The 13,733-nt window shown below is 68.8% G+C and carries 9 protein-coding genes; all 9 read right to left on the bottom strand.

All coding sequences use genetic code 11. The features are described 5' to 3' along the window. Positions 1 to 29 precede the first annotated feature (29 nt). On the bottom strand, positions 30 to 2,411 hold the full coding sequence (locus GC092_RS01985; RefSeq protein WP_324013795.1) for a glycoside hydrolase family 2 TIM barrel-domain containing protein: 2,382 nt from the start codon (positions 2,409 to 2,411) through the stop codon (positions 30 to 32). Between the two features lie 4 nt (positions 2,412 to 2,415). Next, complete coding sequence (locus GC092_RS01980; RefSeq protein WP_282978742.1) at positions 2,416 to 3,057, bottom strand: YesL family protein; 642 nt, start codon at positions 3,055 to 3,057, stop codon at positions 2,416 to 2,418. Between the two features lie 78 nt (positions 3,058 to 3,135). Beyond that, positions 3,136 to 4,686 (bottom strand): ABC transporter substrate-binding protein, encoded by a 1,551-nt coding sequence (locus GC092_RS01975; RefSeq protein WP_282978743.1) that lies wholly within the window; start codon positions 4,684 to 4,686, stop codon positions 3,136 to 3,138. Positions 4,687 to 4,731: 45 nt separating this feature from the next. Continuing rightward, the gene (locus tag GC092_RS01970; RefSeq protein ID WP_271172903.1) at positions 4,732 to 5,721 is read right to left on the bottom strand and encodes a carbohydrate ABC transporter permease; all 990 of its coding nucleotides are present in this window, start codon (positions 5,719 to 5,721) and stop codon (positions 4,732 to 4,734) included. After that, positions 5,708 to 6,643: an ABC transporter permease gene (locus GC092_RS01965; RefSeq protein WP_271172904.1), complete on the bottom strand. Its 936-nt coding sequence runs from the start codon at positions 6,641 to 6,643 to the stop codon at positions 5,708 to 5,710. The genes GC092_RS01970 and GC092_RS01965 overlap by 14 nt, the downstream gene beginning before the upstream one ends. 193 nt (positions 6,644 to 6,836) lie before the next feature. Then, positions 6,837 to 9,629, bottom strand: a complete 2,793-nt coding sequence (locus tag GC092_RS01960) for a discoidin domain-containing protein (RefSeq protein WP_324013794.1) — start codon at positions 9,627 to 9,629, stop codon at positions 6,837 to 6,839. Between the two features lie 173 nt (positions 9,630 to 9,802). After that, positions 9,803 to 11,875, bottom strand: coding sequence for a hypothetical protein (locus tag GC092_RS01955; RefSeq protein WP_324013793.1), 2,073 nt, complete (start codon positions 11,873 to 11,875; stop codon positions 9,803 to 9,805). A gap of 27 nt (positions 11,876 to 11,902) precedes the next feature. Continuing rightward, the gene (locus GC092_RS01950) at positions 11,903 to 12,766 is read right to left on the bottom strand and encodes a carbohydrate ABC transporter permease (protein ID WP_324013792.1); all 864 of its coding nucleotides are present in this window, start codon (positions 12,764 to 12,766) and stop codon (positions 11,903 to 11,905) included. Further along, positions 12,763 to 13,731: a carbohydrate ABC transporter permease gene (locus GC092_RS01945; RefSeq protein WP_324013790.1), complete on the bottom strand. Its 969-nt coding sequence runs from the start codon at positions 13,729 to 13,731 to the stop codon at positions 12,763 to 12,765. The genes GC092_RS01950 and GC092_RS01945 overlap by 4 nt, the downstream gene beginning before the upstream one ends. Positions 13,732 to 13,733: the final 2 nt, after the last annotated feature.

The raw sequence follows: 13,733 nt of genomic DNA, 5'->3' as shown, positions 1-13,733 counted from the left end.
CCGGTCCCCCGCCGGTCGTCGCCAGTATGTCACGGCCCGCACTCCACGATCGTCTCGGGGAGCCCCTCGGCCCGGAGGCGCACGACGGCGCCGGCGTCCGCGCGCACGAACACGGCGAGCCGCCCCTCGAGGGTCCGCCGCTGCGAGCTCGCGTAGGGCGTGACGTCGGCGAGGTCGCCGTTCTCGATCCCGAGCAGCTCGCCGCCGGAGACCTCGACCGAGACCATCCGCTCGTCCCGCGCCGATCCTCCGTCGGCGTCGCGCAGCGCGCACTCGATCTGCACGAGACCGTCGAACGGGGCGCCGTCGAGAGCGAGGCCGGCGTCGGCGCAGCGGCGCGCCGCATGCTCCGGGGCCTCCCAGACGACCGCGTCGAGGCGGGTGGCCGCCCCGCGCGCGCGGAGCTCGTCCTGTGCGACGACGTCGCCGTCGCGGACGATCTCGAGCACGAGCGGCGCGGAGCGCACGTCGATCTCGGCCGTCCAGAAGCCGCCCTCGTCGTCCCATGCGAGCGGGATCGTGTCGCCTCCGCAGGTGAGCCGCGGCTCGCCGCCACCCGCGAAGCAGAGCACCTCGACCCGCTCCCCGCCCTCCCATGCACGCGAGACGGGATGGCTCCAGAAGCTGCGCGGGCCCTCCCCTGCCGGTCGGGTCACGAGATGCGCGACCGGCTCGTCGGTCCACCAGCTGCGCCGCAGATGCCACGTGTGCTTCGCGAAGCCCGCGAGCGTGAGCAGCCCCGCCCCCGAGCCGTGCACGGGCCATCCGTGGGCCTCTCCGAGATAGTCGATGCCGGTCCACAGGAACTGTCCCGCCACGTAGTCGGCCCGTACGACGTGCTGCCACTCGGCGTAGCCGTGGCCGTTCTCGCTGCCCAGCAGAGGCTTGTCGGGGAACCGCGCGTGGTCGGCCTCGTACAGGTGCTCCTTGTAGTTGTAGCCCACGACGTCGATGTCGTCGAGGAAGCCCGTGAGGCTCGACAGCTCGGGGAAGGCCGCCGCGATCGTGACGGGCCGCGTCGGGTCCTTCGCGCGGACGATCGCCGCGAGCCGCCGAGCGATCGTCGTCAGGCGCCGGATGTCCGGACGCGACGGATCGTAGACGCGCTCGGCCGCGGGCTTGCTCGCGTCGTTGTTGCCGGTCATCTCGTCGAAGAGGGGGCTCGCGTACGGGTCGTTCGGGTAGTCGATCTCGTTGCCGATGCTCCACGCGATGATCGACGGATGGCCGCGATGCGCGTCGATCATGGCGACGAGGTCGCGCTCGTGCCACTCCGGGAAGTCCTTGGCGTAGCCCTCATGCCGCGGCGGGTACACGTTGTGCCCCTGCCACCACTTGTTCTTCGGGTTCTCCCACTCGTCGAAGGCCTCGTCGATCACGAAGAGGCCGAGCGCGTCGCAGAGGGCGTACAGCTCGGGGGCGTGCGGATTGTGGGCCATGCGCACGGCGTTCGCGCCCATCTCCTTCAGCCGCAGCAGGCGCCGCAGCCACACCGCCGGGGGCACGGCGGTGCCGAACGGCCCCGCGTCCTCGTGCAGGCACACGCCCGTGAGCGTGCGCGGCTCGCCGTTGACCGAGAAGCCCGCGGCGGGGTCGAAGGCGACCGTGCGGATCCCGACGGTCTGCGTGTAGCGGGCGGATGGCCCCCGGTCGGGCTCAAGGGTCGTCGACAGACGGTGCAGGTGCGGATCGGTGTCGGACCAGAGCTCGGGATCGGGCACGCGCGCCTCGCTCTCGACGTCGGCCGCGCCGCCCGCTGGCACCTCGACGGCCGCGCCGAAGGCGTGCACGCGCCCCGACGTCAGTGAGCGCAGCTCGTGCCGGAGCCGCACCGACACCGGCTCGGGGCCGTCGTTGACGAGGGTCTGGACGACGCGCACGACGGCCTCGTCGGCGTCGGCCGACACCGTCGTGAAGGCCGTGCCGTGCTCACGGAGGCGCACGGCCTCGTGCACCTCGATCTCGACGCCGCGGGTGATCCCCGCGCCGTTGTACCAGCGCGAGTCGGAGAGGTCGGAGTGGTCGACCCGCACGCTCAGCACGAGGTCGTCGTCGGGCGCGTAGGAGAGGATCTCGGTCAGGTCGAACGAGAACGCGGCGTACCCCGACGGCCGTCCGCCGAGGTGGTATCCGTTCGCCCAGACCTGCGCGTTCTTGTAGACCCCGTGGAACACGAGGCGCACATGCGGGGCGTCGGCGAGCTCGCCCATCGGCACGTGGGCGCGGTACCAGCCGACGCCGCCCGGCAGATATCCCGTGCCGCTCGAGCAGTCGCGCGAGAACTCCTGCTCGACGCTCCAGTCGTGCGGCACCCTCACGGCACGCCATGCGGTGTCGTCGAAGCCCTTCTTCCACGCGTCGGGCTCGTCGCCGAGGTGGAAGCGCCAGGGGATGATGGGGTTCGCGCGCACGCGCCTACCTCTCGCTCGAAGAGTCGATGTACCGGCTGAAGACCCGGTCGAGCACGCTGCCGATGACGATGGCGAGCCCGCCGAATCCGATGAGGAGCCACAGCAGGCCGTAGCCGGTGGCCTGCGGGGAGAAGATCGTGACGACCGCCGACAGCACGAGGACGGTCAGGATGAGGAACGTCGAGAGCGGGTGCCGCAGGGAGAGGAGCCGCGCGTTCCGGAGGACCTCGGGGATGGTCCCCTCGAAGGTCGCGAGATAGGGGAAGACGTAGACGGCCCACGCGACGCAGAAGAACACGACGACGTACCAGATCGCGAGGAGGGCGAACTCGAGCATCGGCGGGACTCCGATCCCGTTCACGACGACGAACCATGCGGCGAGCGCCGCGCCGACGAGCAGCATGAGCAGCCACACGGCCGTCGCCTGGCGGAGGTTCCGCCGGAAGGACCGGAGGAAGTCGCCCGTGACCGATTCGCACGCGCCCGTCGCGAGCCTCCGCCCCGTGAAGCTCAGCGCGGTGAGCGATGCGCCGATGGTCACGACGGGCAGCGACGCCACGATGAACAGGCCGTTGAGGATCATCGCGTCGGCGACGCGCGTGAGAAACCGCATGAGCGCGGAGTCCGCCGCGAAGATGCCGTTCATCCTCTCCCCTTTCGAGATCGGGCGGGCCCGCGGTGCGCGGGCCCGCCCTTGCCGATGCAGGCGCTCAGTCGCCTGCGGTCACTGGGTCTCCGCCCAGGCGTCCATGTCGGCCTGGACCGAGGCGAGGGCGTCCTCGTAGCCCGCGTCGCGGAGCTTCTGGCGCATCTCCTCGATCGCGGCCTCGGGGTCGTCGAACTTGCCGTACTGCAGCTGCGGGATGTACTCCGAGAACACCGCGCCCATGGCGGCGAGAGTCGGATCGATCGCGTCCTTGTTGAACAGGAGGGTCGAGTACGGGTAGTCCTTCGCCTCGGCGTCGAGCTGGTCGTAGAGCTCCTGCTTGTTCTCCGCGTCGGTGACCCGCGGCAGCTCGTACTCGTCCATGCGGCCGGCCCAGAAGTTGGCCCCGAGCGCGTCGGTCGACGGGTCGTAGCCCTCGGGGTTGTCGAGCTTGCCGTCGTCCGTGATGACGTAGTCGGTGCCCTCGATGCCGTAGTTGATGAGGCGGTACGACTCCTCGTCGTTGCGGAGCATGTCGTACACCTCGAGCGCCTTCTCCGGGTTCGCCGAGGTCGCGCTCACGGCCATCGCGCCGTGCGTGAGGATGTCGCGGAAGTAGTTGCCGTTCTCCTGGCCCCAGTAGAAGAACTTGGGGTCCGATCCGGGCTGGCGCTCGTTCATGTTGTGCACGATGCCGCCCACGAACGTCTGGGTGTGGTGCTGGTCGGCGCCCGACAGGCCCGAGTAGAAGAGCTCGCGGGTGTCGCCGTCGTAGTTGAGCGCGTCCTCGCGCCACACCCCGATGTCGTTCCACTCCTTGGCGAGCTCGGCGGCCTCGAGCAGCTCGTCGCCCTCCATGTACCAGGACGTGACCGTGTACGGGTCGGACTCGGACGTCTGGAACGGGTAGTAGATGCCCGCGCTGATCTGCTGGATCGTCTGCAGGTCGGTGTGCCCCTGCAGATAGCCCGTGAGGGCGGCCTCGTTCGTGCCGGCGACATCCCACGGGTAGGCCTCCGGCTTGTTCTCCTTGACCCACTGGAAGTAGGTCGTGAAGTCCTCGAAGGCGGTGATCTCGCCGTTCTCGAAGCCGGCCTCGGCCGCCCAGTCCCCGCGGTAGAAGAACCCGTGGTTCGTCCACTGGGTGAAGTTGTCCTCGGGGATGAAGTAGATCTGCCCGTCGTCGAGCTTCGTGAGATCCCAGTGCCCGTCGGCTTCGACCTGCTCCCACGTCTTCGGCGCGTGCTCCTGGAGCATCTCCTCCGACAGCGGCAGGAAGGCTCCCTTCTCCGCGTTCTCCCACGCGAACAGCCAGTCGGTGGCCGTGGTGATGAGGTCGATGTTCGAGTCCCCGGAGAGCAGCTGCACGTTGTACTGCGTCTGCCAGTCGGCCCACTCGACGTAGTAGAGGTCGAGCGTCGCACCCACCTCCTCGGCGAGGCGCTCGTTGAGCTTCTCGAGCATGGCCTCGACGCGCCCGTTGGTCGGCTTGTCGCCGAGCACGAGCATCGTGATCTCGGCGGTGCCGCTCGACTGCTCGCCGCTGCCGGCGGTGCACGCCGACAGCATGCCCGCGCTGACGCCCACGGCGAGCAGCGCTGCTCCCGCTCGGACGATGTTCCTTCTCATGTGAGACTCCTTCGGCTCATTCCTGGTGGAGGGGTGGGATCGGGTTCAGCCCTTGACGGCGCCGACGGTGATGCCGGTGACGAAGTACTTCTGGACGAACGGGTAGACGAGGAGGATCGGGCCGGTCGCGATCACGGCGCTCGCCATCTTGAGGGTGTTGCTCGGCAGCTCGGAGATCACCACGTTGTCGCCGGCGACCGAGTTGCGCAGCGCGTTCGCGGTGTTGATGACGTTGTAGAGGTAGTACTGCAGCGGCTTGAACTCCACGGAGCTGCCGAGGTAGAGCGATGACAGGTACCACTCGTTCCAGTAGCCGAGAGCGAGGAAGAGGCCGATCGTCGCGAGCGCCGGCTTCATCATCGGGAGCGTGAGCTGCGCGAAGATCCGGAAGTCGCCCGCGCCGTCGACCTTGCCCGACTCGACGATCTCGTACGGGACCGTCCGCATGAAGTTCTTCATGAGGATGATGAGCCACGGCGTCATGAGCAGCTGCAGGAAGACCGCGAGGTAGCTGCCGCGCAGCCCCAGGTCACGCCCCACCCAGAGGAAGGTCGGCGCGAGGCCCGCGGAGAACAGCGTCGTGAAGTAGATGAAGAACGAGATGACATTGCGGTACCGGAAGTCCCGGCGGAACAGGGCGTACCCCGTCATCGAGATGATGAAGAGCCCGATCGCCGTGCCCGCGACCGTCATGATGATCGTCACGGCGTAGGAGCCGAGGATCTGCCGAGGCGAGTTGAAGATGTACTCGTACGCCGTGAGCGTGAAGCCCTTCGGCCACAGTCCGAACCCGCTCTTCATGATCTCGGACTCGCTCGAGAACGACGCCGAGATGATGAGGATGAACGGCAGCGCGCAGAACAGCGAGAAGAGCGAGATCGTCACATACGAGATCGCCTTGAGCGTGTAGTCGCTCTTCGCGAGCTTGATGGTCGTCGGCCGCCCGGTCGGGCCGCCGCGGCGCTTCCTCGCGTTCGCGGTCGTGACCGCCTCGGTGACCGTGGGCGGGGGGACGAGCGTCTCAGAAGATTGCATAGTCCTTGTTCATCCTTCGCACGACCCAGTTCGCCGTCATCACGAGGGCGAAACCGAAGAGGGACTGGTAGAGGCCGACCGCGGTCGACGTCGTGAAGTTGTTCTGCGACATGACCATCCGGTACACCGAGGTCTCGATGATGTCGGTGGTCGAGAACAGGGCGGCGTTGTTGCCGATGAGGTTCCAGAACAGGCCGAAGTTGCCGTTCATGATCCCGCCCAGCGAGAACAGCAGCAGGATGATGAACGTCGGCTTGAGGCTCGGCAGGATGACGTAGCGGATCCGCTGCCACGCCGAGGCCCCGTCGATCGCCGCGGCCTCGAACAGCGTCCGGTCGATGCCCATGATCGCCGCGAAGTACACGATCGACCCGTACCCGGTGCTCTGCCAGAGGTGGACGAGGATGATGATGAGCGGCCACGCGCCCGCCGTGCTGTAGATCTTGATCGGGTCGCCGCCGGTCGACTCGATGAGGGCGTTGAGCGCGCCGGTGTCGTAGTTGAGCAGGTTGAACGCGATCACGCCGATGAGCACGACCGAGATGAAGTACGGCAGGAACATCACCGTCTGCGTGACCTTCTTGAAGTACTTCGAGGCGATCTCGCTGAGCATGATCGCAAGCGCGATCTGCAGGATGTTCCCCAGCACGATGAACGCGAGGTTGTAGAGGATCGTGTTCCGCGTGAGCAGCCAGAGCTGGCCCGACTTGATGAGGAACTCGAAGTTCTGGAACCCCACGAACGGGCTGCCGAAGATGCCGTCGCGGTAGTTGAAGTTGGTGAACGCGATCCAGATCCCGGGGAGCGGCGCATAGCTGAAGATCGCGAAGAACACGATCGCCGGGATGCACATGAGGATGAGCACCCTGCTGTGCCTGAGATCCTTCAGCAGCCGTCGTCTGGGCTGCACCCTGTCCGTCACGGACATCCTCTGCCTCTCTGCAGTCGGAGCATCGGCTCCATCGCCGACGGGTGTCTCTTCGACGATAAATCTAACCGTCGATGAAACTAGGAAGACAGTAGCGATCCCCTGCCGGCTTGGCAAGAGCCGCCTTCGGGAAGCGGTCGGAATCGGTCGCGGGTGCCCCGGCCGCGGCCGGGGCACCCGCGCGCACTCAGCCGCAGCTGGCGGCGGGGTAGCCCACCGTCACGGGCACGCCATCCGCTCCCGTGAAGGTCGTCTCGCCGGCCGTCGCCGAGGCGGCTCGGACGGCGATCGCGGCCGAGGCCGCGTGTCCTGGCGCGAGCTCGTCGAGGACGCGCCCTCCGTACGCGCTCTGCACCGCGACATCCGCCGGGCCGTCCGCCGTGTTGCGCGCGGTCGCGACGAGCTGGACCTTGCCTCCCACGCAGCGGCTCGTCACGGCGGGCTCGACCGCGGCGTCGACCGCGCCGACCGCGAGCACCGGGATCTTGAGGTACGAGCCCGGCGTCGCGAAGACGAGACGCACGGCCGAGGCGAGCACCGGCTCGAAGGTGAACGACGTGGGCGTGCCGTTCGCGCTCGGGACGACGTCCTGCGCGGTCGTCGGGTGCCAGGTGCCGTGCGCGTCGCGGTACTCGACGCTCACGCCCGTGATGGTGCCCTCGCGGTTGGTGAAGCCGACCCGGTCCACGATATGGGCCTCGGCGGGCTCGATCGTGAGCGTCGCCTGGTCGCGCTTCGTGCTGTCCCACGTCGACCACGAGGTCGCGGCGCTGCCGTCGCACGCGTTCGCGGGCGGCATCGTCTCGTACTGCGTCTGGTGGAAGCTCGCCGTGAGCGTCGTGCCGTCGGCACCGCAGACATCCCGCACTCTCTCGGCGCCCCACAGCTGCACCTCGGAGATCGACTGCCACACGTTCGTCGCGGTCTTCAGCTGCAGGCGGACCCCGCTGGTCGCCGGGATGCCCGACACGTCGAGCTTCGCGACGGGTGCGGTGGCCGAGGCGTCCTGCGCGAGGTCGACGCTCGCGTTCGCCGACACCCAGGCCCCCGATGCGTCGAGGTACTCTGCGGCGATGGTCGACGGCCACGTCGCGCCTGCGCCGTCCTTGTAGGTGTGCACGACGACCTCGTCGACGTCCTGCGGGAAGGCCCAGGCGTACGACAGCCAGCTGCTCTTGGGGTACACGCCGCCCCCGACCCAGTCGTCCCAGCCCTTGCCCTTGACGTTGCCGTCGGCCGTCGTGCCGGCGAGGTCCTGGCGGCTCGATGCCGCCACCGCGGCGTCGAGCGCGAGGTTCACGATGCCGGGCGTCGCGACCTCGATCGTGCGCGTGAACGTGCGCCCCGCCGTGAACGTCGCATCGGCCGCCAGGGTGCCGGTGATGAGCTGCGTGCCCCGCTCGTCGAACGACGTCGCGCTCCACGTCACCGCGACCTCGGCCGTCGCACCGTCGACGGCGACCGGGACGGTCTCGGGCAGCTTCGCGGAGAAGTCCTCCCCCGGTTCGACGGTCTCCGGCAGGCGGTCGTCGACGACCGACCAGATGCCGTCGCCCAGACCGTGCTCGTCGAAGTACGACGTATCCCAGCCGGCGCCCCAGCGCTCCGGGTCCTCCGTCGCGGGATTGCGCATCTCGGCCCGGCCGTTCTCGCCGATGGTGATCGGCAGCCACACGTAGGTCGAGTCGGCGGCACCGGAGTTCCAGCGATCGCCCATGTAGACGAAGCGGCCGCCGCCCAGGTCGAGCACGTTCGTGGACTGCGAGCCGAACGTCGTGCGGCGCACGTCGCCGACCGAGAGGAGGCCGTCGCCGCCCTCCGGGATCGCGTTGTACGCGACGTTCTCGTAGGCGTCGTCGGCCTGGACGCCGCGGATCCACGACCCGAGGATGGTGTCGGCCGTGTGGTATGTCTGCGGGTTCGGCGCCCAGCCCGTCGCGCCCGATGCGACCACGTAGTACCGGCCGCCGTGCTCGAAGAGCGCGGGCGCCTCGAGCATGCCGCACTCCTTGACGATCTGGAAGTCCTCACCGCGCACGGGCGCCTCCGGAGTCCCGTCCGCGAAGAGATAGGGGAATCGGCCGTCCTCCGAGTACTGCCCCGCGTCGGCCATGTCGGTGTCGGTCGTGTGGGTGACGTTCGTGTACGACGCGTCGAGCTCCGCGATGTACAGCGAGCGGTTCTCCTCCGAGGAGTAGACGATGTACGCCGTGCCGTCGTCGTCCTGGAACACGGTCATGTCGCGGGCCTGGCCGGGAACGGCCGCCGAGATGCACGCCTTGTAGTCGGTGCGGTTCGGCATCCGGTAGACGCCGGTCATCTTGAAGGGCCCGGTCGGGCTGTCCGAGACGGCCACGCCCGCCATCGAGCGGGCGTACATGCTCCCACCCGGGGTCGTCTGGCCATCCGAATGCCACCACAGCACCCACTTGCCCGTGCTCTCATTGAAGAGCACCTTGGGCCGCTCGAAGATCGTCGTGTACTCGGCAGCGTCGTTCGTGTTGAGGTGGTAGTTCAGCTCGGCGATGCGCTCCGTGCGCGGCTGACCCGCGTCGTCGACCGTGTCGTAGAGGGCGTCGAAGTACTCCGTCTCGAGTTCGGAGGCGTCGGACACCGAGCGCAGCACGACGCCCTGGTCGACCCAGTTCACGGTGTCGTACGACTTGTAGGCGTGCACGCCGGGGCTGCCGTAGTAGCCGTTGCTGCGGTCTTCGCCGTACCAGTAGTAGACGGTGCGACCGTCTTCCTCGGCGGTCACGATCTGGCCGCCGTGCGCCTGGATGTGCGCGCCGTTGTCGTCGAGCCACAGCGGCTGGAAGTAGTCGGGCGCGCTGCTGCCCGGATCCTGGATGGCCGGATACGACGTGTACGTCGTCGGCTCGCCGACCGGGACCTCGGCGGTCGCCGGCCCCGCCAGGGACATCGTCAGGGCGGCGGCGAGAGTCAGCCCCGCCGCGGCCGTCATGGTTCTCTTCAACATCACTCCCTCGTGAGCGAGGCGACGCCGCCTCGCGGATGTTTGCGTGAACATCAGTCAAGCGGGAGTCCGCATCGCGCGGCAACCATGCCTTCGTGGAAGCGATCGCAATCGATCATGCAGGCGGATGGCCGGGATGGACGGCTCGCCGCCCGGCGCCTGCGGCCGCGATCTCGCTAGGGCAGCGTCGTGTACCCGTCGGAGGCGAGCTGCATCCACAGCGCGAGGTGGAAGTCCTGGTCGTTCGCGAGCGGATCCGCGCTGTGGGCGGGCACTCCATCCACCGAGGAGGGCATCACGAAGGCGCACGTCGCGGAGCCGTCGTCGCCGTAGTTCGCCATGTTCGCCCGCAGGATCCGGTCGGCGAGCGCATCCGTCGCCGATGTGCGCAGCTCGGAAGGCAGGCGCAGGAGCACCCCTGCCGTGAGGGCGCTCCAGTAGTGAGGGAAGACATCCCCCCACTGCCTGCGCTGACCGAACCAGTACCCGTCCCAGTGCCGGATGGCGATTCCGCCGAGGCGCGCGTGCGGCTGCGGGCCGCCGAAAGCGAGCAGCCACGGAAGCCGTTCGCGGATGGCCTCGAGCAGCGCCTCGTCGCCGGTGAGCGCGTGCGCGTCGATCAGCAGGTTGAGCAGCGGCGCCACGATGGCCTGCTCGTAGGCGACCTCGTGCCCGGGAAGGTCCGCGCCGCGGGCGGCGTACTGCCGCGCGCTTTCGACGACGGCCGAGCGGAGCGCGCCCGCCCGACCGGAGGCGCCCGCGACGGCGAGCGCGCTCGCGACGGCGACAGCGACCTCGGAGAACCCGATCGTGAGCACCTTCCCGATCCCGAGCTCGAGGGCGCGCTCGAGGATCCGCGCCGCGAGCTCGAGGTCCTCCGCGCGCCGGCGGTGCGCGTGCCGGAGGAGGAAGAAGCGCGCGAGCCAGGGCGAGTCATAGAGCCGGATGCCCGCGTGATGCTGCTGGGAACCGCGCCGCGGGGCGGCGGTGTCGTCGAGGAGGTGCTCCCGCGCGAAGCCCGCCCAGCCGTCGAGCGCGTCGTCGACCTCCGCGCCGAGCCAGCCGCGGGCGACGCCGTGCTGGAGCATGATCGCCACCCCGATGCGCTCGGACCCGTCGGTCCAGTCGGACCAGCCGTTCGTGAGCTGAGTCAGGCGCGTGCGGGTGTCGACGGGCAGGATGGCGTGGGAGAGCAGTCCTGGGCGCTCGCGGCCGAGCTGATACCGCATGACGAACTCCGCCCGCTTCCGGACGGCGTCGGCCACCGAGTCGTGGAAGAGCACCTCGCTGCGCGCGCCGTCGCCCAGCCGGATCGCGTAGAGACCGTGCACCCGAGCGGTGATGCGCGCGCCGCCGGGCTCCGTCACCACCTCCACCCCGCCCGCCGCCCGGACCTCGCACGGCGTTCGGATGGAGATGGGCTCCCCGACGGTCGCCGCCAGCGCCGAGAACTCGGCGGGCGCGTGGGTCGCCTCGATGAAGGACGCGATGTCGCTGTGCCAGCCGAGCTCCCAGCCGAGCACGTATTCCGCCCCGGCGTCGAGCGCCAGCGCGGGCTGACCGCCGAAGGCATCCGGGTTGCGCGCCCGATCGGTGACGTTGAGCACGAGATGCCCTCGCGCGTTCGAGATCGTGTTCGCGTTCCGCGTCTCGACCGAGTACGACCACAGTTCACCCTCGGTCACTCTCAGCCCGAGGACGTGCCCCCGACCGTCCATCGGCTGGGCGGCCACCCACGCCCATCGTCCGCCGGTGAAGACGTGCGCGTGCACCCGCCTGGTCAGAGCGTCGAGCGCGCCAGGGTAGAGGTCGGCGAAGGGAGTCTGGACCGCGAGACCTGTGATCCGGATGGTGCTGTCCGAGGTGTTGCGGAACCGATAGGTCTCCTGCAGCAGGTCGCCACCGCGACGCTCGACGTCGACGACCAGCGGGCCGACCTTGTACGCGGCCCGCACGACGTCGCCGTCCATCTCGAGCTCATGCGGAGCGTTCCATCGGCCGGCGAACGTGTCCGCGACGACGTGCCCGCTCCCCCATGCGTGCTCGAGGGAGTGCCAGGGTGTCCGCCCGTCGAGGAGGTAGGTGCGCTCGGGGGCGGTGTCGTCGACGAACTGCAGCGGGCTTCCCGTCTCCGCGTCGAGGAGAGCACGCCCCGAACCGAGGCGCAGCTCGATCTCGCGCGCCACGGCGCGCTCGACGGGGTCGACCGCGATGGTCGTCTCCTGGTCGATGGTCTCTGTCGAGGTCATGCGGTCGCTCCGTCTCGTCGTGCCATGTCAGCCCTTGATCGATCCGGCGACGCCGCCGATGACCTGCCGCTGGAGGATGAGGTAGAACACCACGAGCGGCAGGACCCCGAGGACCATCATCGGGAAGAGCGAGGTCCAGTCGATCGAGAACTGGCCGATGTTGCGGTACACCTCCTGCAGGATGACCTGCTTCTCACGGGACTGCAGGAAGTAGAGCGGGCCCATGAAGTCGTTCCACGCGCTGAGGGTGTTGAGGATGGCCACGGTCACCACGGCGGGGCGGAGCAGCGGGAACACGATCGTGACGAAGGTGCGGATCGCCCCCGCGCCGTCGATGCCCGCCGCCTCCTCGAGCTCGCGCGGAACGGTCGTCGTGAAGGCGTGGAACAGCAGGGTCGCGAAGGGCAGGTTCACCGCGACGTTGATCAGGATGACCGCGAGCAGGCTGTTCATGAGGCCGAGCGCCTTGACCACCTCGTAGAGGCCGAGGATCGACATCTGGTACGGGAACATCAGCCCCGAGAGCAGGGTGAGGAACGCGATCGAGGCGACTCGGCTCCCGGACTTCCGGCTGAGGGCGTACCCGGCCGGAGCCCCGAGGAGCACGACACCCGCAACCGACCCGACCGTGATGAGGAAGGTGTTCAGGAACGCACGCGGATACTCCATCTTCAGGAAGGCATCGACGTAGACGGTCAGGTCGAACGACGCGGGCAGGCCCATCGGATTCGCCGCGGCCTCGGCCGGCGACTTGAACGTGGTGACGACGAGGTAGTAGATCGGCACGAGCACGAGCACCGCGAGGATGCTCAGCACGATCAGCGCGAGGATCGAGGTCCGCCGGCGGCTGCGTCGGAGCGAGGGCATGCGGATGACGGTGGACGCGCTCATGAGTACTTCGCCTCGAGTCGGCGGAACAGACGCAGGAGCAGACCGCCGATGAGCAGGCTGACGATGAGGAAGAGCACGCCGAACGACGCCGCGAGGCCGTAGTTCCCCTCCGAGAACTTGCGGTACATGAGGGTCAGGACGGTCTCGGTCGCGAAGCCCGGACCGCCGTTGGTCATCGAGATCACGATGTCGAACACCTTGAGGCCGGAGATGAGGCCCGTGACGAGCGTGATCTGGAAGGCCGGGATGAGGCCCGGCAGGGTGACGGTGCGGAACGATCGCCACCGCCCCGCGCCGTCGAGCGCGGCCGCCTCGTAGAGATCGGGGTTGATCGTCTGCAGGGCCGCGAGGTAGATGATCATCTGGTAGCCGAACCACTGCCACACCTGGGTGACGATGATGCTGCCGAGCGCGAGATCCGGGTCACCCAGCCAGTTGACGTTCGACAGCCCCACGGAGCGCAGCAGCACGTTCAGCAGGCCGTAGTCGTTCGACGAGAAGATGTAGCTCCACAGGTATCCGACGACGAGCACGCTCAGCACGGCCGGGCCGAAGAAGATCGTCCGGAATCCGCCGCGGAACGGGATCCGCCCGTGCAGCAGCAGCGCCACGGGCAGCGCGATGGCGTTCTGCAGGACGACGACCGCGACCGCGTAGAGCAGTGAGTGCTGGATCCCGGCGAGGATCTGCGGGTTGGTGAGCGCTTCGACGTAGTTCTCGAGCCCGATGAAGGCGACGTCCTGGCTGTGGTTGCTCTGGTCCGTGAGGCTCAGCACAGCGGTGCGGACGACCGGGATGATGAAGAACACCGCGAAGATCGCGAGCGCCGGCGCGACCATGAGGATGTAGGGGGCGTTCGCCCGAAGCCGTGGCCGGCGGGCGCGGGCGCCGCGCCCGATCGAAGCCGAAGGCTCAAGGCGCGGCCCGCGCGCGGCGGGCGCCGGGCGCAGCTGCTGCGTCGTCATGC

Origin of the sequence: Microbacterium sp. JZ37, assembly GCF_035188445.1 — a bacterium.
In the GTDB taxonomy this organism is placed as follows: domain Bacteria; phylum Actinomycetota; class Actinomycetes; order Actinomycetales; family Microbacteriaceae; genus Microbacterium; species Microbacterium barkeri.
The sequence above is the reverse complement of the archived record's forward strand: the minus strand, read 5'-3'. Positions and strand labels throughout refer to the sequence as shown.

Bases quoted from the DNA above. Each gene is read 5' to 3' on its own strand.
- GC092_RS01980 (WP_282978742.1), bottom strand. From the start codon at position 3,057: ATGAACGGCATCTTCGCGGCGGACTCCGCGCTCATGCGGTTTCTCACG.
- GC092_RS01975 (WP_282978743.1), bottom strand. From the start codon at position 4,686: ATGAGAAGGAACATCGTCCGAGCGGGAGCAGCGCTGCTCGCCGTGGGC.
- GC092_RS01970 (WP_271172903.1), bottom strand. From the start codon at position 5,721: ATGCAATCTTCTGAGACGCTCGTCCCCCCGCCCACGGTCACCGAGGCG.
- GC092_RS01960 (WP_324013794.1), bottom strand. From the start codon at position 9,629: ATGTTGAAGAGAACCATGACGGCCGCGGCGGGGCTGACTCTCGCCGCC.
- GC092_RS01955 (WP_324013793.1), bottom strand. From the start codon at position 11,875: ATGACCTCGACAGAGACCATCGACCAGGAGACGACCATCGCGGTCGAC.
- GC092_RS01950 (WP_324013792.1), bottom strand. From the start codon at position 12,766: ATGAGCGCGTCCACCGTCATCCGCATGCCCTCGCTCCGACGCAGCCGC.
- GC092_RS01945 (WP_324013790.1), bottom strand. From the start codon at position 13,731: ATGACGACGCAGCAGCTGCGCCCGGCGCCCGCCGCGCGCGGGCCGCGC.